This window comes from Bradyrhizobium sp. BWA-3-5, from assembly GCF_032917985.1.
GTDB lineage: Bacteria > Pseudomonadota > Alphaproteobacteria > Rhizobiales > Xanthobacteraceae > Bradyrhizobium.
Genome location: NZ_CP136626.1, coordinates 3,362,389 through 3,379,715, shown reverse-complemented (window position 1 = coordinate 3,379,715; position 17,327 = coordinate 3,362,389). Strand labels below are relative to the sequence as shown.

The 17,327-nt window shown below is 60.8% G+C and carries 19 protein-coding genes; 17 read left to right on the top strand and 2 right to left on the bottom strand.

All coding sequences use genetic code 11. The features are described 5' to 3' along the window. The first annotated feature begins 3 nt into the window (after positions 1 to 3). The 10 genes from RX331_RS16225 (at position 4) to RX331_RS16180 (ending at position 8,862) form a co-directional block, all read left to right on the top strand. Positions 4 to 777: a GlcG/HbpS family heme-binding protein gene (locus tag RX331_RS16225; RefSeq protein ID WP_317257482.1), complete on the top strand. Its 774-nt coding sequence runs from the start codon at positions 4 to 6 to the stop codon at positions 775 to 777. A 235-nt stretch (positions 778 to 1,012) separates the two neighbouring features. Then, positions 1,013 to 2,752 carry a PQQ-dependent dehydrogenase, methanol/ethanol family gene (locus RX331_RS16220; RefSeq protein WP_317257481.1) on the top strand — a complete coding sequence of 580 codons (1,740 nt, stop codon included), beginning with the start codon at positions 1,013 to 1,015 and terminating at the stop codon, positions 2,750 to 2,752. Continuing rightward, entirely contained in the window at positions 2,736 to 3,569 is an 834-nt protein-coding gene (locus RX331_RS16215; RefSeq protein ID WP_410708222.1) for a substrate-binding domain-containing protein, read from the top strand. Before RX331_RS16220 ends, RX331_RS16215 begins: the two co-directional genes overlap by 17 nt. Next, positions 3,566 to 4,204, top strand: a complete 639-nt coding sequence (locus RX331_RS16210) for a c-type cytochrome (protein WP_317257480.1) — start codon at positions 3,566 to 3,568, stop codon at positions 4,202 to 4,204. Before RX331_RS16215 ends, RX331_RS16210 begins: the two co-directional genes overlap by 4 nt. A gap of 234 nt (positions 4,205 to 4,438) precedes the next feature. Then, positions 4,439 to 4,699: a c-type cytochrome gene (locus tag RX331_RS16205; RefSeq protein ID WP_317257479.1), complete on the top strand. Its 261-nt coding sequence runs from the start codon at positions 4,439 to 4,441 to the stop codon at positions 4,697 to 4,699. Positions 4,700 to 4,807: 108 nt separating this feature from the next. Then, a complete protein-coding gene (locus tag RX331_RS16200) occupies positions 4,808 to 4,969 on the top strand; it encodes a DUF2934 domain-containing protein (protein ID WP_317257478.1) in 162 nt (53 codons plus the stop codon). Between the two features lie 160 nt (positions 4,970 to 5,129). After that, a complete protein-coding gene (locus RX331_RS16195) occupies positions 5,130 to 6,326 on the top strand; it encodes a zinc-dependent alcohol dehydrogenase (RefSeq protein WP_317257477.1) in 1,197 nt (398 codons plus the stop codon). After that, positions 6,319 to 6,861, top strand: a complete 543-nt coding sequence (locus RX331_RS16190) for a cyclase dehydrase (protein ID WP_317257476.1) — start codon at positions 6,319 to 6,321, stop codon at positions 6,859 to 6,861. The genes RX331_RS16195 and RX331_RS16190 overlap by 8 nt, the downstream gene beginning before the upstream one ends. Positions 6,862 to 7,619: 758 nt before the next feature. Then, positions 7,620 to 8,459, top strand: a complete 840-nt coding sequence (locus RX331_RS16185) for a Crp/Fnr family transcriptional regulator (protein ID WP_317257475.1) — start codon at positions 7,620 to 7,622, stop codon at positions 8,457 to 8,459. Positions 8,460 to 8,580: 121 nt separating this feature from the next. Next, on the top strand, positions 8,581 to 8,862 hold the full coding sequence (locus tag RX331_RS16180) for a hypothetical protein (RefSeq protein ID WP_317257474.1): 282 nt from the start codon (positions 8,581 to 8,583) through the stop codon (positions 8,860 to 8,862). 235 nt (positions 8,863 to 9,097) lie between these two features. Here the strand turns inward: RX331_RS16180 and RX331_RS16175 are convergent, their stop codons facing one another. Both RX331_RS16175 and RX331_RS16170 read right to left on the bottom strand, forming a co-directional pair. After that, on the bottom strand, positions 9,098 to 10,027 hold the full coding sequence (locus tag RX331_RS16175) for a hypothetical protein (RefSeq protein ID WP_317257473.1): 930 nt from the start codon (positions 10,025 to 10,027) through the stop codon (positions 9,098 to 9,100). Further along, positions 10,024 to 10,302 (bottom strand): hypothetical protein, encoded by a 279-nt coding sequence (locus RX331_RS16170; RefSeq protein ID WP_317257472.1) that lies wholly within the window; start codon positions 10,300 to 10,302, stop codon positions 10,024 to 10,026. The genes RX331_RS16175 and RX331_RS16170 overlap by 4 nt, the downstream gene beginning before the upstream one ends. Positions 10,303 to 10,610: 308 nt before the next feature. Between RX331_RS16170 and RX331_RS16165 the strand changes: the two genes are divergently transcribed. From RX331_RS16165 to RX331_RS16135, 7 genes are all read left to right on the top strand, one after another. Continuing rightward, complete coding sequence (locus tag RX331_RS16165; protein ID WP_317257471.1) at positions 10,611 to 11,705, top strand: inositol-3-phosphate synthase; 1,095 nt, start codon at positions 10,611 to 10,613, stop codon at positions 11,703 to 11,705. A 75-nt stretch (positions 11,706 to 11,780) separates the two neighbouring features. Next, on the top strand, positions 11,781 to 12,305 hold the full coding sequence (locus RX331_RS16160) for a histidine phosphatase family protein (protein WP_317257470.1): 525 nt from the start codon (positions 11,781 to 11,783) through the stop codon (positions 12,303 to 12,305). Beyond that, entirely contained in the window at positions 12,302 to 13,405 is a 1,104-nt protein-coding gene (locus tag RX331_RS16155; RefSeq protein WP_317257469.1) for a glycosyltransferase, read from the top strand. The genes RX331_RS16160 and RX331_RS16155 overlap by 4 nt, the downstream gene beginning before the upstream one ends. A 1-nt stretch (position 13,406) precedes the next feature. Beyond that, entirely contained in the window at positions 13,407 to 14,213 is an 807-nt protein-coding gene (locus RX331_RS16150) for a sugar phosphate nucleotidyltransferase (RefSeq protein ID WP_317257468.1), read from the top strand. After that, positions 14,210 to 14,968 carry a TIGR04290 family methyltransferase gene (locus RX331_RS16145; RefSeq protein ID WP_317257467.1) on the top strand — a complete coding sequence of 253 codons (759 nt, stop codon included), beginning with the start codon at positions 14,210 to 14,212 and terminating at the stop codon, positions 14,966 to 14,968. The genes RX331_RS16150 and RX331_RS16145 overlap by 4 nt, the downstream gene beginning before the upstream one ends. Continuing rightward, on the top strand, positions 14,965 to 15,918 hold the full coding sequence (locus RX331_RS16140) for a beta-xylosidase (protein ID WP_317257466.1): 954 nt from the start codon (positions 14,965 to 14,967) through the stop codon (positions 15,916 to 15,918). Before RX331_RS16145 ends, RX331_RS16140 begins: the two co-directional genes overlap by 4 nt. Further along, positions 15,906 to 17,114 carry a phosphopentomutase gene (locus tag RX331_RS16135; protein ID WP_317257465.1) on the top strand — a complete coding sequence of 403 codons (1,209 nt, stop codon included), beginning with the start codon at positions 15,906 to 15,908 and terminating at the stop codon, positions 17,112 to 17,114. Before RX331_RS16140 ends, RX331_RS16135 begins: the two co-directional genes overlap by 13 nt. The last annotated feature ends 213 nt before the right edge of the window (positions 17,115 to 17,327 follow it).

Genomic DNA, 17,327 nt, shown 5'->3' with positions numbered 1-17,327 from the left:
ACCATGCGCAAGGTTGTCATCCTGGGCGCGCTGCTTGCAATCGTCACTGCAACGTCTGCGGCCGCGCAGGCGCCGAGCAACCCTTCATGCCCGGTGGAACATGATCGCCTCGCCGACATCCTGAAGAAGAGCGTCAAGCCGAGCGGCGGACCGAGCAATGGCGGTCTCGACAACAACGAATGGGCCGCCGTCGTCAACCGCGAGGGGATCGTGTGCGCGGTAGCCTTCAGCGGCAACAAGGCCGACGATCAGTGGCCCGGCAGCCGCGCCATCGCAGCCGAGAAGGCCAACACGGCGAATGCTTTCAGCCTGCCGAACAAGGCGATTGCGACCGCCAACCTCTACGCCCAGGCCCAGCCCGGCGGATATTTGTTCGGCGCCGCCCTGAGTAGCCCGCCGAACCCCGCCACGCTGTATGCCGGCCAGTCTTCGGAATTTGGCACCGCGCAGGATCCCTTCGTCGGCAAGCCGCTTGGCGGCGCCATCGTGTTCGGCGGTGGCCTGGCGCTTTACGACAGCAATGGGGTGGCAGGCGGACTTGGCGTGAGTGGCGACAGCGCATGCGCGGATCACAATGTGGCGTGGCGCGTGCGGCATCTCCTCGGATTGGACAAGGTCCCGGCCGGCGTCAGTCCAAACATGAAGGATGCGATCATTTACGATATTGGCCCGGACGGAAAGAGCACGTCGGGCTTCGGCCATCCAAAATGCGATGGCAGAGAAGACCAGATCGCCGTCGATCTCGGTGCAGGGGTCAATTCGAATGCGGTGAGATAGCAAAACACGGGATCGCGGGGTTTGCGCGTTAGGAACGATCGTCGCCAAAAAGGATTGTAGGTTCCGTCTGGACGGAGCTTCCGTCGGATGTTGCGTGTCCTGCGGAGTACCCTCGATGATCTGGACCTGCCTTCGAGATGCAGCTTTGGCGGCAGTCTGGATAGCGCTGATCCTAATATCCTGGCGGGCGGATCCAGCTTCCGCCCAGGCGCCACCAAACGAACTGGCAGCGCGGATGAAGGATGCCGGCCAGTGGCCGATGGCCGCGCGCGACTATGCCAATACCCGCTACAGCGAACTGGACCAGATCAACACATCAAACGCTTCCCAGCTTCAGATCGCCTGGACATTCTCGGTCGGCGCCGATCGCGGACAGGAGGCTGCGCCGATCATCGTCGACGGCACTATGTATGTCGTCGGCCCGTATGACGGCCCCTATCCGAACCGGGTATTCGCGCTCGATGCCACGACCGGCGAATTGAAGTGGTCCTATGCCCCGCGCCCTGAGCCCGCGGCAAAGGGCGTGGCATGCTGCGACGTCGTCAACCGCGGATTGGCCTTCAACAACGGCAAAGTCTTTCTCAATACGCTCGACAATCACACCGTCGCCATCGATGCGAAGACCGGCAAGGAGCTCTGGCACACGAAACTGGGCGAGATCAACCGAGGCGAAACGATCACGATGGCGCCGGTGGTCGTAAAGGGAAAGGTGCTGGTCGGCAACAGCGGCGGTGAGCTCGGCGTTCGCGGCCGGCTCACCGCGCTCGATGAGGAAACCGGGACGATCAAATGGCGGGCGTATTCGACCGGACCGGACAGCGACGTGTTGATCGGCGATGACTTCAAGCCCTTCTACGACAGTCTCAAGGGAAAGGATCTCGGCGTCACAAGCTGGCCGGCCGATCGCTGGCAGGTCGGCGGCGGCACGGTGTGGGGCTGGATCTCCTATGATGCTGAGCTGAACCTGATCTACTACGGTACTGCCAACCCAAGTCCATGGAATGCCAATCAGCGTAGCGGCGATAACCTCTGGACGACCGCGATCTTCGCGCGCGACCCGGACACGGGGCGTGCCAAATGGGCCTACCAGATCAATCCGCACGACCTCTTCGATCATGACGAAATCAACGAAAATCTGCTTGTCAATCTGGAGATCAACGGCACAACGCGAAAGGTGCTGATCCATCCTGGCCGCAATGGATACATGTATGTGATGGATCGTGCGACCGGTGAAGTGATATCCGCCGACGCCTACGATGACGTCAACTCGTACAAGGGCGTCGACCTGAAGACGGGCCGCATCATTCCCAACGGCGAGAAAACGCCAATCCTTGGCAAGACCATTAACGACATCTGCCCAGCGGCGCCGGGCGCCAAGGACTGGCAACCGTCAGCCTGGTCGCCACGGACCAAGCTGCTGTACGTACCGCACCAGCATCTGTGCATGGATTTCAAGTCCAGCGAGGTCGGCTACATCGCGGGAACGCCCTTTGTCGGGGCTTCCGTCGACATGTATGCCGGGCCGGGAGGTTACCGCGGCGAATTCATGGCGTGGGATCCGGTCGCCAAAAAGAAAGTCTGGGAAATTCACGAGAAGCTTCCAGTCTGGACTGGCACGCTCGTCACCGCGGGCGACGTGACGTTTTATGGCACGATGGATCGGCTGTTCAAGGCCGTCGACGCCAAAAATGGAAACGTGCTCTGGCAGTTCCGCGCCGGCTCCGGCTTCATTGGCCAGCCGGTCACCTATCGCGGCTCCGACGGTCAGCAATATGTAGCGATCCTGTCTGGCGTCGGCGGCTGGCCCGGCGTGGTCGCGAACGCCGAAGTGGATCCGCGCGTGCGTAACGCCGCCCTGGGGTTCACCGGCGCAACACAGGACCTCCCTTTCTATACCGCAGGCGGCAGCGACCTCCTCGTGTTTAAGCTTGGTCCTGCCGGACCAAAGGACGGCAACAATGCGCAGCCGCGTTAGCTCGCTATTCGTGCTTGCGATGTCGGCGTTGCCGCTGTCCGTGCTCGCGGCCAAGCCCGATACTTTACGCGTCTGCGCCGATCCCAACAACATGCCGTTCTCGAACCAGGCAGAAGAAGGCTTCGAAAACAAGCTCGCCGGGATGGTGGCGAAGCAATTCGGCAAAGCCGTTTCCTACACGTGGTGGGCACAGCGTCGTGGCTTTATCCGACAAACGCTGAAGGCCGGGGTTTGCGATCTGGTCATGGGCATTCCCGCAGGATATGACCTTGTGGAAACCACCCGCCCCTATTATCGCTCGACCTATGTTTTCGTCAGCCAGGCCGCGCGCCACCTGCAACTCGATGCCATCGATGACCCGCAGCTACGCAGGCTCACGATCGGCGTGCATCTGATCGGCGCTGACGGCAACAACACCCCGCCCGCGCATGCACTGGGGCGGCAAGGCATCGTCGACAATGTTCGTGGCTTCATGATCTATGGCGATTACCGCGAACCGGACCCGCCGGCTCGCCTTATCGAGGCCGTCGAGAACGGAGAGATCGATATCGCCGCGGCGTGGGGGCCGCTGGCCGGGTACGCCGCGAAACGATCCGGCGTTCCACTGACGGTTACCCCCATTATTGCGAGCGAGCAATTTTCCCCCCAGCAATTCCAGTTCGAAATTGCCATGGGCGTGCGGAAGGGCGATCACGCTCTCCGCGACGGGTTGAACGATTTCATTGACGAACACGGTGCGGAGATCAGGACCTTGCTACAAGACTACGGCGTTCCGCTTGTGGAGCATCGGCATTCTTCGGCAGGAGAGCATCGATGAGCGCACGATTGGCAGCATGCAATCTGGCATTGTTCCTTTTCGCGCTTGCCTCTGCCGCACCACCTGCCCTCAGTCAACAGAGCCTGCCCCAATCGCAGCAGGCCCAGCAACCCGCCGTCGCGGTGCGACCCGATTTCGGCGAGGCAGCCGGGAATTTTCAAGCCGGCCTGTTCATGCAGGTGCCAATCAGCCCGCTCGCACCCGGCGCATCGCCGGCCCGCCCCATCATTAAGAACCCAGCTCAGGGCGATCAGCAGGCTACCACCCGCGGCATGCAATACTTCATCAGCTTCAACTGCAACGGATGCCATGCTGATAACGGCGGTGGCGGCATGGGGCCTGCGCTCAGCAACAACATCTTCATCTACGGCTCGGAGCCGGAAAACATCTATCTTTCGATCTACCAGGGACGTCCGAACGGGATGCCGGCATGGGGCGCCGTTCTTCCCGATGCCGTAATCTGGGATCTCGTCACCTACATCGGAAAGCTGAGCAACGAGCCTAACCGGCAATGGGGACGCACTTTCGCGCAGCAGCCACTGATGCCGGATGTGGAGCAGCTTCCATCACAACAGACTACAACGCCAGATCCATGGTCAGGCACACGGAAGTTCGGGTTCGGACAGAAGCCCTGAGAATGGCACAGGAGTCACGGAGGCCTGGGCCGCATGAGGACAACGCCGCGCAGAGCTTCTTCCGATTGGCGGAAGCGGACGCCTTACAGGGATATCTCCGGTAACCCTGCGCGCCTCGTCGCTGTCCGAGCGCTACGATCGCTTCCCGCCCTCGCCTGCGCCTGCCTCGTGCTGGCAGGCTGTTATGCCAAATCGGAGCAGGGTCCGCCGAATTTCGGAGATGCAAAGCGGGGTATGGCCCTGATCAAGCACTATGGCTGCGGTGGCTGTCATCTCATTCCGCAGATCGCAGATGCAAAGGGGAACGTCGGCCCGCCGTTGCTGCATGTCGGAACGCGCACCTATCTGGCGGGCTTCATCAGCAACTCCCCTGAAAACATGGCGCGGTGGATTCAGAATCCACAAAAGGCCCTCCCAGGGAATGCCATGCCGCAAATGGGCGTGACGCCGCAGGAGTCTCGCGACATCACCGCGTTCCTTTATACGCTCAAATAGTGGCGCGAGGAACCAGCGTACCTCGTCGCCATTGTTTGGGCGGGCGACGACCGATGGTCCCCGTGCACGGCTCTGTTTGTGAACCGTGCCCTCGACTTGGAGCAACCGATGACGCAGCCGACAGAGAAGGAAATCAAAGCTCGCGCTTATGAAATCTGGGAGCGCAATGGCAGGCCTGAAGGCCGCGAAGACGAGTTCTGGCAACAGGCGGAGCAGGAGCTTCGCAATGAGGACAAGTCTTCGCCTTTACGGACTCCGGATACGCTTTAAGCGAACCGAAGTACGCACAGATTCGAACAGGGCGCCTTGACCGGCTGCTGCAGTCGCTTTCGCTCTGAGCAGCCTTGCACAGCGCCATCGTGGAACGAATGCCACCGGCCGTTGTTCAACAGTTTCACCGACCGAGACCTACAACGCTGCGGAGATCGTCATGAAGGCACTGGTTTGGCATGGCACCACCGACGTCCGCTGCGACAGCGTTCCCGATCCCACTATCGAACACGAGCGCGACGCGATCATTAAAGTCACGAGTTGCGCAATCTGCGGCTCGGACCTTCATCTCTACGATCACTTCATGCCCGGGATGAAATCCGGCGACGTGATGGGCCACGAGACCATGGGCGAAGTCGTCGAGGTCGGACCGGCGGCGCGCAAATCGCTCAAGGTCGGCGACCGCGTGGTCATCCCCTTCACCATCATTTGCGGCGAATGCGAGCAATGCAGGCGGGGAAACTTTTCGGTCTGCGAAACGACCAACCGCAACAAGGATCTTGCCGACAAGGCTTTCGGGCACGCCACCGCTGGGCTATTCGGCTACACCCATTTGACCGGAGGTTATCCCGGCGGTCAGGCGGAGTACCTGCGCGTTCCCTTCGCCGATACCACACACATCAAGGTCCCGGACGGGATTCCCGATGAGAAATTGCTCTTCCTGTCGGACATCTTCCCCACCGGCTGGCAGGCCGCCGTGCAATGCGACATCCAGCCGACGGACACGGTGGCAATCTGGGGCTGCGGCCCTGTCGGCCAGATGACCATCCGAAGCGCGGTGCTGCTCGGCGCTAGGCAGGTGATAGCGATCGACCGGCTTCCGGAGCGTCTTTCGATGGCAAAAGCGGGCGGCGCCATCACAATCAACTTCGAAGAGGAGAGCGTTGTTGAAAGGCTGAACGAGCTCACCGGCGGCAAGGGTCCGGAGAAATGCATCGACGCCGTCGGCCTGGAAGCGCATGCGACCGGTTCGGTGGACGCGATGTACGACCGGGCGAAGCAGGCCATGATGCTGGAGACCGATCGCCCGCATGTGCTTCGCGAAATGATGTATGTCTGCCGTCCCGCCGGCACGCTCTCGATCCCTGGGGTTTATGGCGGGTTGCTGGACAAGATTCCACTCGGCGCGGTCATGAATAAGGGACTGACCATCCGGACAGGCCAGACCCACGTGAACCGTTGGACCGACGACCTGCTCAGCCGCGTCCTCGAAAATCAGATCGATCCATCTTTCGTCATCACACATACCGAGCCGCTGGAAAGCGGACCCGAGATGTACAAGACGTTCCGCGACAAACAGGACGGCTGCATCAAGGTGGTGCTGAAACCCGGAATGAACGGAGGGCTCCATGCTTGATGTGGTTGGTAGAAGCGCATTGCCAGTGCGTTCGCAATCGCCGAACGACAGATTGGCACGGGGGCTCGGCTATTTCTCCATTGCACTTGGCGTGGCTGAATTGGTCGCCCCTGCAGCAATCTGCAGGGCAGCCGGCATGAGGGATCTTGAAACCGTCGTTCGCAGCTATGGCGCGCGCGAGATCGCAACCGGCGTCGCTATTCTGGGCAGTCACGATCCTGAGCCTTGGATATGGACCCGGGTAGCTGGCGATCTTGCCGACATCGCAACCGTCGCCGCCGGCGCTCAGCAGGATAGTCATAGCAGGGGAAGAAGCGCGTTTGCGCTCGCCACGCTCGGAGCCGTGGCGTTGGTGGATCTGGCCTGTGCCACCGGATTGCAATCGGAGAAAGGCAACCGGCGCACGGCAACGCGGGATTACAGTTATCGCAGCGGATTTCCACGAGGCCTGCAGGCCGCGCGCGGGGCCGCTCGGGATTTTCAGGTGCCGCCCGACATGCGGACGCCCGAATTGCTACGCCCGTGGGACCGCTAACGGCGCCCTAATCGTGAGGGAGCCGGCAAGACGCCGAGCGATCAAGAACGATTTGGCGACCAGCAGTGACCAACCCGTGGGGCTCGGGTTAGCGTCTTCGGGCTCCGGCAGCACACCTGAGCCAGGCGTCTTGTCCGGATCTGTCAGCTTGGGATCGGCATGCGGCCCGGGACTTGGTAATCTTCTTCTCGGGCTGCCGGCGCTCGGGTTGTTTGTCGTGATCCATCTCGGGCAGTGCACAGGAAACGCTCTCGTTCCTGCGCCGCATCGTGTACGGCACTAGCCAACCTATGTACGCCGCGCGACAACGAGTTCATCTCTTGAGTTCAGCCCGATCGCATGTTCCATGTCGAGTATGCGGGCGTTTTTCGCATGGAGCGCAGGTCATAGAAGCTGCTGCCGGAACCTTCAGGATTTGTATTTAGCGCGAGCCGCCGGATGCCGAACTTGCATGTAGACTGTCTGCTCGTGTCAGGTCGGCAACGACGACAACGTGAGGCTGACATGTTTCGTGGTTGATATGTCCACTACATAACACAGCCCCATGGCCGCTAATGAACGTCGGGCCATGCGCTCCGTGCTTTCCTCGCTATCCGCTGCTTCAAGCGGCGCTTTGGAACGTTCATACAAATCTGGCGTTCCTGCGGAAGTTAGCTGAGTGCACACCAAGGCGTAACCATGAATCGTTCGAAGCGCATCACGGCGTTCTGCTTCTCCGGCAAGACGGACCGTTGCATTGCCTCCAGGTAAGGCCGGCCATGGAGACCGGCCGCCCCTACTCACGACTGCTGCTTCGCCTTGAACGGCTGAACGCGCTCTCGGCTGATGACAGGCAGCGGATCGCCGACCTTCCCTTTAAGCTGGTCAACTACCCTGCCGGCCGCGACGTCGTCTCGCATGGCTACTCGCCATCACAGTGCACCCTCGTGCTGGACGGCTTCCTGTGTGGCCACAAGCCCGCCTCCGGATCCCGCCGTCAGATCACCTCGTTCTTCGTTGCTGGCGACATTGCCGACCTCGCGACGTTGCACCTGCCGGCCGTCGATTACAGCATCACGACCGTCGGACCCGCGGTGGTGGCGTTCGTGCCACATGCAGCGCTCAAGGAAGCAGCGAACGGATCAACGGCACTGGCACAGGCATTCTGGCGGGAGACATTGATGCAAGCGGCCATCTCTCAAGAATGGATCGTCAACCTGGGGCGTCGCGACGCCTTTGCACGGATCGCACATATCGTCTGTGAACTTACCGTCCGCCTGCAAGCCTCGGGGCTGGCGCGCGACCTCTCGTTCGCCATGCCGTGGACCCAGATGGACGTCGCCGACGCCTGCGGCATTTCAAACGTTCATGCCAATCGCGTCATTCAGGACCTGAGGCATTTGGGACTGGTGGATTGGGATTCGCGACGACTAAAAATCCGTGACTGGAACTCGCTGACCCGATTGGGGGATTTCAATGACGACTATCTGCACTATCGGTCAAACACGAACAGAATCTCTTCGCTTGCGAGCCAAAATGTCGTCGACGCTGATCCGATAAGGACAACGCCGTCAACCCCGGTCAGAGGAGTGACGGGTGCTGCCAAAACGGATGGTTGACAGCGCAACGAGCAAGCTCGGCGCGGAACTTCGAAGCACTACCGAACAAACCTTTGTCAGATAGCGAACAGACGAGCTAGACCGCCGACCTCTAGCGTGCAATCGGGGACGGACTAGCATCATGGCGATCGCAATGGAGGGCAGTGCTGTAATGCCTCGAGTAACCTCCCGCAGTTGGACTGCTGACCAGATCAATCTCCTTTGCGCGCTTGTCGAGCGCGGCGTTTCGCCAGCCCGCGCATCCGTTGTGTTGAAGCGTCCGCGGCTTGCTGTTCAAAGCAAAGCGCGTGCAATCGGCAAGCCCTTCGCGGATGCCAGGGTCGTAAGGATGGCCCGGTTGACAAGGGAAACCGACGAACGAAAGGCGATCGAAGCGCGTGAAGCAAAGATCGTTCAATATTGACGGTCGCCCGGCCCTCTCCTTTTAATGCGGAGAGAACGCTCCACCAACCACTTTCGAACTACAGGTCAGCTCCTGATGACAGACGACGCTGCAAAATGCAGTGGCCGGCAGCTGTTGTCGCTGCTGGCAGCATCGTACTGATTAAGCCGACTTGCGCATGCATATCCGATCGAGCACGCTCCGCTCGGCCGCAATGAAATCCCCATGAGTAATGCCGCCGTGCGCGCGCTTCAGATCAGCTTCTTGGCGCCCGCTCGGCCAGAGCCGAACCGACAGCCTCGATGACGTGCGCCCAGTCGCCGGATTGGCGCTGGTGGAACAATCTTGCGCGGGGATACCAGACCGAGGTCCCGGCATGGGCGGGCCAACGCCAGTCGCAATCCCGATGTAGCATCACCCATGGCTCGCAGCCGAGCGCACCTGCCAGATGTACCACCATGGTGTCCACGCTGATCAGGAGATCGAGCTCCCTTAGGCGATACCCGAGCTCCACGATATCGGGCGTGCTGATATCTTTTGCGCCCGGCTGGTCGGGCGCTCCGGGCGCTATGTTAAGTTGCAGCGAGTAAAGCTGGATTTCGTCGCAGCGGAGGCCTTTGAGCAACCGCGCTGGGATGGCTCGGCGCTTGTCCCAGTTCCCGACTTCCCAGACCAGCCCCACCGCAAGCGCTCTCTGTCTGCCGATACATTCCGATCCTTGGCGTGGCGGCAGCGTCAGATAAGGCTTCCGCAGTTCGATGAGATCCCGGCTCGCTCTGAGCGCATGGGGGATTTCCATGATCTCGATGTCGACCTCGAAATCGGCATCGGGCGTGCCGTCATGGAGTGGTATCGCCCGACCGACACCCTCGATCGGTTCGATGAGAGGTATCAGTTCCGGCTGACACCATACTGTGAGCGTCCGGACCCTCTCCGCAAGCGGCGCCAGAAACCGGGCGAACTGGATGGTATCTCCAAGGCCGTGATAGCACCGCACCAGAACCTTCCTGTTGCGCAGTTCCTCGCCTCGCCAGATGCGCTGCAGATGCCGTGGCCCAACATGCTTGTCGCCACTTGCCCAACGACAGCTGGCGAGATCCCGATCGGTGACCACCCACGCTTGCTCGAATTGCCCGGCGCGCATGGCTGAAACCCAGTCACCGTCACTTCCGCGAACATGGCTCATTTGGCGGAACGCCGGACGAACTTGTGAAACCGGCTCAGCTTTCCGTCTTTCGTCCGGTCCTGGTACAGGAACGCGAGTTCGGACTCATCGAACTTGCGAAAGAACTCCTCCCATTCGATTTCTTCCAGACTGTCTTCCTTGGGGCCGAAGTCGATCCGAAGGATACCGGCATCGCCGTGCTCCTCGGTTGCGCGCACGGTAGCCGGCCGGCCATCGCGCTGTTCGACCCATTGCCTTATCAGCTTGTGATCCGTTGTCCTCTCGCCTTCGCTCATTTGCGATCTCCGTTCTACGGTTACGATGTTCGATGATCGTGACGATCGTCTTTGCCTGTGAAACGCCGCAGCCGGTCGTTCGTTCTTCGCAGGGAGCGACCAGCATCTTCTTCATCATCTACTTCTACCGCTCCCTTCGTTCCTGCCGAGACCACCGCCGCGTTAAACCAAGTTAATGTTTTTGATTTTTTCCCCACGAAATCGTTTGTCGTCCTGATGGATCATCGCCAAGGCAGGAACGAACATATCGAAAGCACGTTCGGCCGACGTACTTACGTTTGTGGTCGAACTCCCGGAGGCACTGATCGATGCATTCACGTCTTCAAGAGAGGCGGCGCGTTCGCGTCGGCGTCGTCGGTGTCGGCAATTGCGCAAGCTCGTTCGTTCAAGGCCTTACCTATTATCGTGACGCGCAGTCCAACGAGCCGGTACCTGGACTGATGAATGCAGATCTCGGCGGCTATCACATCAGCGACGTCGAGATTTCGTCGGCGTTCGACGTCAATGCCAACAAGGTCGGCCTCGACGTCTCGAGCGCCATCTTTGCCAGACCAAACAACACCCATCGCTTTGCCAGCGTTCAGGAGTCCGGCGTGATTGTCCGGCGCGGGCCGGTGCTCGATGGCATCGGCCGCTATCTCGAGGATGACGTGCCGATTTCCGACGAACCCGAAGCCGATGTGTCGGATGTACTGAGGAAATCGAGAACCGACGTGGTGGTTTCCTACCTGCCCGTCGGATCGCAAAAAGCGAGCGAGTGGTATGCAAAGCGGGCGATCGAAGCCGGCTGCGGCTTCGTCAATTGCATTCCCGTGTTCATCGCTTCCGATCCCGCCTGGCGGCGCCGCTTCGAGGAAGCAGGCCTTCCCGTGATCGGGGACGATATCAAGAGCCAGGTCGGCGCCACGATTCTGCATCGCGTGCTCACCAACCTGTTCCGCGAACGCGGTGTGCGGCTTGATCGGACCTATCAGCTCAACGTCGGTGGCAACACCGATTTCAAGAACATGCTGGAGCGAGAGCGGCTGACTTCTAAGAAGATATCGAAGACCCAGGCCGTCACCAGCCAGTTCGACGTTCCGCTCGAGGCCGACAATATCCACGTCGGGCCCAGCGACCATGTCCCTTGGCTGACCGATCGCAAGCTCGCCTATATCCGTCTGGAAGGTACCACGTTTGGCGGCGTGCCGCTCAGCGCAGAAGTGCGCCTCGAAGTCTGGGATTCGCCGAATTCAGCCGGCGTGGTGATTGACGCCGTGCGCTGCGCCAAGCTTGCGATGGATAGGGGTCTCGGTGGCGCGCTGACGGGCCCATCCAGCTATTTCATGAAATCTCCGCCGGCGCAATTCACCGACGAGGAAGCGCGCCGCCGGACGCGCGCGTTCATCAAGGACGAGGCTTGAGACCACATGACAAAAGCGATTCAGCTCGTCCGCCACGGTCATCACGGACTGCTCGGCGATCGGCTTTGCGGCAGGATGCCCGGCGCGCAGCTTGACGATCTTGGTTGCCGCCAGATGTCGCGTTGCGCCGAGATGATCGAGCGACCAGCGGTGATCCAGTCGAGCCCGCAACGACGGGCACAGCAATCCGCCTCCATTCTCGCCTGGCACTTCGGCCTGCCGGTAGAGATCGCTCCTGAAGCCGATGAGATCGACTATGGAGAATGGACGTCATGTACCTTTGCCGAGCTTGAACGCGATCCGAGATGGCGTCGATGGAATACGCGGCGCAGTGCAAATCGCCCGCCGGGCGGTGAGAGCATGCAGGCGCTGCAGCGGCGGATCGTTCGCCATCTGGAGCAGCTTCGTGGCATTCGGGCCGATGGCGCAGTTGTCATCGTCAGCCATGCCGAGCCAATCAGAGCGGCTCTGCTGTACTACTCGCGCATTCCACTGAATGATTTCCTCTCGATCGACGTCGCGCCGGCGAGCGTTAGCACGCTTGCGGTGGATGGATCGGGCATTCGTATCTCGCGGATCAATCAACAGGTGCCGGCGTGAGAATTGTCATATTCGGTTTGACCATCTCGTCCTCATGGGCAAACGGTCACGCGACGCTATGGCGTGGGCTCTGCAAGCACCTCGTTCACGCCGGCCATTCAGTCACGTTCTTTGAGCGTGACGTGCCTTACTATGCGGGCGCCCGAGACCTTTTCGAAATTCCGGGCGGACGGCTCGTGCTGTACGGATCCTGGGACGAAGTACGTTCGATCGCACGCAGCAGCATAGCCGAATGTGACGCCGCGATCGTGACCTCCTATTGCGCCGACGCGCTGGCCGCAACCGACCTGATCCTGTCGCAGGATCGTGCCACCCCTGTCTTCTATGACCTCGACACGCCAATCACGCTCGCAAGGTTGCAGGCGGGAGAGCCCGTCCCCTACATTGGGCCGGCAGGTCTCCAGGACTTTGCGCTGGTATTGAGCTTCACGGGCGGACAGCGGCTCTTCGACGAATTCCGCCGCAAGCTCGGTGCGCGGGATATCAGGCCGCTGTACGGCCACGTCGACGCCGACGTTCATCGCCCTGTTGCCGCCAAGCCGCACTATCTGGCCGATCTGTCCTATCTCGGAACCTACTCGGAAGACCGACAATCCGCCGTAGAAGAACTGTTCGTCGCGCCAGCCCGTCTGCGGCAGGATCTCCGCTTCCTGATTGGCGGAGCACAGTATCCACCGGATTTTCCATGGTCCTCGAATATCTATTTCGTCCGCCACCTGCCGCCGTCCGAGCACGCGCCATTCTTTGCCTCCGCGCGCCTGACGCTCAATGTGACCCGTCGCGCGATGGCGGATATGGGATGGTGCCCATCCGGCCGCTTGTTTGAAGCCGCGGCCTGCGGCGCGCCTCTGCTCAGCGATCGCTGGGCGGGGCTGGAGGATTTCTTCGAGCCTGGCGAAGAGATCCTGCTGGCGAGCCAATCCAGCGATACGCTGGCGGCGCTGGAGTTCAATCCGGAACAACTAGCGACGATCGCCAGACGCGCACGCGAGCGAACGCTGGATCAGCATAGTTCGAGCAAGCGCGCCCTCGAACTCGTCGAACTGCTCGAACAGGCGACGAGCCGCAGCCTCTGCCAAATCGAAACTCAGGGAGTATAGCATGTGGGGCATCGTTCCAGCCGCCGGCCGTGGCAGCCGCATTCAACCCCTGGCATTCTCCAAGGAGCTCCTGCCCGTTGGCAGCCGCAGCGAGAGCGGAATGGACCGTCCTTGCGCCGTATCGGAATATCTTATCGAACGCCTGATTCTGGGCGGAGCCGACAAGATCTGCTTTGTTATCTCGGCCGGAAAATCCGACATCCTCGAATATTATGGTGATCGCTACGGCGACGCCGAACTCGCCTATGTTGTTCAGCCACAGGCCTCTGGATTGTGCGATGCCGTGTTCAGGGCGCGCACCGTGGTCGGTCCCCGAGAGGACGTGCTTGTTGGTCTTCCCGACACGGTCTGGTTTCCCAAGAACGCGCTGAGCGCGCTGCCCAATGCCGAGCTCTCATTCCTGCTATTCCCGGTGGAGCATCCGGAATTCTTCGATGCAGTGGTGCTCGATGGCGAGCGCGTGCGTGAAATCCAGGTCAAGCAGGCGGGTGGGAAGTCGCACTGGATCTGGGGCGCCTTCAGGATGTCCGCTACCGGCTTCCATGATCTGCACCTGCTCTGGCGGCAGCGCGGCTGTCGGGACGAATATTTCGGCACGCTGGTGAACGGCTACATCGAGGCCGGCGGGCGCGGCATCGGCGTCAAGGCCGGTGAATCCTATGTCGATGTCGGCACCGTCAACGGCTATCGAGCCGCGATGGCGCTGCTGGCCGATATGCAGTCTAGCCGGGAAAGGCTGGATGCGGCGCCGATCATCGGCATGGATGGCGAAACACGGTCGTCCGCCGGGAACGGAGGCATATCATGACGACCGTGCTCTCCAGGGAGGAAATCCGCCGCCGGGTTGATGCACTCGGTCCCTGGTTTCACAACCTCGACCTGAGGGGCGTCAGCACCGCGCCGTCGCACTTCCTCGGCGACTATCCCCGCGTGAAATGGCGCCGTTTCGCCGGCGTTGTCCCTGACGATCTTCAGGGCAAGACCGTCCTCGACATTGGCTGCAATGCGGGCTTCTACGCCATGGAGATGAAGCGGCGGGGCGCCGATCGCGTGCTCGGTCTCGATACCGACGATGAATATCTGGCGCAAGCCAGGTTCGCAGCCGATGTCAGCGGACTTGAGGTCGAATTCCGCAAGATGTCGACATACGATGTCGGGCAGCTCGGCGAAAAATTCGATCTCGTGATCTTCATGGGTGTTCTATACCACCTTCGTCACCCGCTGCTCGCGCTGGACCTGATTCATGAACATGTCGCGCGCGACCTGCTGCTATTTCAATCCATGCTGCGCGGCTCCAGTGAGGTGGACACCATTGAGCGGGACTACGATTTCTGGACGACCTCGCATTTCGACAGTCCCGGCTATCCCAAGATGCATTTCATCGAACACAAATACGCCGACGACCCCACCAATTGGTGGGCACCGAACCGCGCTTGCGTGGAGGCCATGCTGCGCAGCGCGGGTTTTGCAATCGCCGCTCACCCCGAGGAAGAGGTCTATCTGTGCAGGAGGGCCAGACCAGGCGCGGCGATGCCGGTTGTGCCGCGAGGTGCCGTCCGATGATCGAAGCAGTGAAAATCTGGAACGAGCCCAACAACAAATCGCATTGGGACCTTCAGCTTGATCCGGACTGGGAAAAGTTCGCCGATCTGGCGATCGCCGCTGGAAAGTCCATTCGCGCCGTTCATCCGACGCTACCCCGGGTGCTCGGCGGAATCTCCCCGATCGATCCTTCATTCATTGAAAACATGAAGGCCAAAGGAGTTCTCGATCATGTCGACGTGATCGCCTTGCACGGCTTCCCGCTCGACTGGAACCTGTGGCAGATCGACGAATGGCCGGACAAGCTCGCGGAAATCCAGTCGCTCGTCGCGTTGCCGGTCTGGGTGACCGAAGTCGGCGTGTCCTCGTTCGGCGCAGAGGAGGTGCAAGACTGGGGCGTCCGCCGAACTGCCGAGTTGCTGTGCGGCCGTGCGCCGCGGATCCACTGGTACAGCCTTTATGACCTTCCCTCGACGTGGGAGGCGACGACGCGACACCGGGAAGCCGAGGGATCGTCCTACTACCGACACTTCCACATGGGACTGCTGCGCCAGGACGGCAAGCCAAAGCTCGCCTGCAAGACGTTCGAGCAGTATTCTGACATGATGGGTCTATGCCAGTGGTTTCACTTCGAGGATCACCGTCTCGATGAAGCCGTACGCTGGATGCGCCGCCTCGGCGTAACCCATCTCAGGACCGGGCTATCCTGGGCCGACAGCTTTCGTCCCAATGCGATGGACTGGTTCGACCGGCAGATGGACGCGTTGGCGGAGTTCAAAGTGACGCTGACGTTCTGCTTCACGCCGGAACATCGCGGCATCGCTCCACACCACACCAGCCCACCGCTGGCGCCCCTCGAATTCGCCGAATTTTGCGGCCGCATGCTTGAACGTTACTGCGAGATGCCAGCGGCAATCCCTTCCATGCCGCCGCAGCTCGAACCCGCAAAGGACGCGATATGCGCGCCCTGATCCTCGTCATGGACTCGGTCGGAATTGGCGCTGCCCCGGACGCAGCGGCGTATGGGGACGATGGCGCGGATACGATCGGTCACATTGCCGACGCCTGCGCCGGCGGCGATGCCGATAATGACGTGCGCCAGGGCCCCCTGCATCTGCCACATCTCGTCGAACTCGGCCTTGGCGAGGCCCATCGCCTTGCGACCGGCCGTCAACTTACGGGATTGGCTTATCGCGGCGAGGTACGTCCGCAATATGGATGTGCCAGTGAACTGTCCAAAGGAAAGGACACACCGTCGGGCCATTGGGAGATCGCCGGCGTCCCTGTCCGGTTCAATTGGGGCTACTTTCCAAGGACTGAGCCCTGTTTTCCGCCGGGTCTCATTGACGCCTTCGTGCAACAAGCCGGTCTGCCGGGGGTTCTTGGCAATCGTCACGCCTCGGGCACCGATATCATCGAAGAACTCGGCGAGGCGCATCTGCAGTCCGGAAAGCCGATCTGTTACACCTCGGCCGATAGCGTGTTCCAGATCGCGGCCCACGAGGAAACCTTCGGGCTCGAGCGGCTCTACGAGGTCTGTGCGGTGGCGCGCGGGCTGGTCGATCACCTCAACATTGGTCGCGTGATCGCGCGCCCCTTCACTGGTGCATCCAGCCGGAATTTCAAGCGAACCTCGCATCGGCGTGATTTCGCGGTGCCGCCCCCGGAACCGACCATTCTTGATATCGCCAAGGCGGAACATCGCGAAATCGTCTCGATCGGCAAGATCGACGACATTTTCGCGCATCGAGGAACTGGCCTCAACAAGCGCGGTGACGGCAACGACGCGCTGTTCGATTGCATGCTCGAGGGTTGGGATCATCTGGCAGACGGCGGGCTGTTGTTTGCCAATTTCGTTGATTTCGACAGCGTCTATGGTCACCGGCGCGACGTCGCGGGGTACGCAGCCGCCCTCGAGGCATTCGATGCCCGCGTTCCCGAGCTGATGGAGCGACTGAAGTCCGGCGACCTGCTGGTGATCACCGCCGATCACGGCTGTGATCCGACTTGGCGCGGCAGCGATCATACCCGCGAGCAGGTCCCTGTGCTCGTTTCCGGCGCGCCACGTGGGTCACCGATCGGCAAGCGCCGTGGATTCGCCGACATCGGCGCGACGGTCGCACGCCATCTTGACCTGCCGCCACTCGCGCATGGCTCGCCCTTCTAAAGCGATTGAGCTCACGCGATTCACCCATGTTATTGATCCAGGTTAGCAGAATTTTTGTTTGTACATTTTCGAGGAACGAACATTCCTTGCCCTGCTTCTGATTCATCATGTGATTAGCGCGCGGTCAGCCGACCTGAATTTGCAAAGTGCGCTTTCCACTCCACCGTTGACCGGTTGCAAGACCGTTCTGATGTCGAGCAAGGAGAGCCAGGA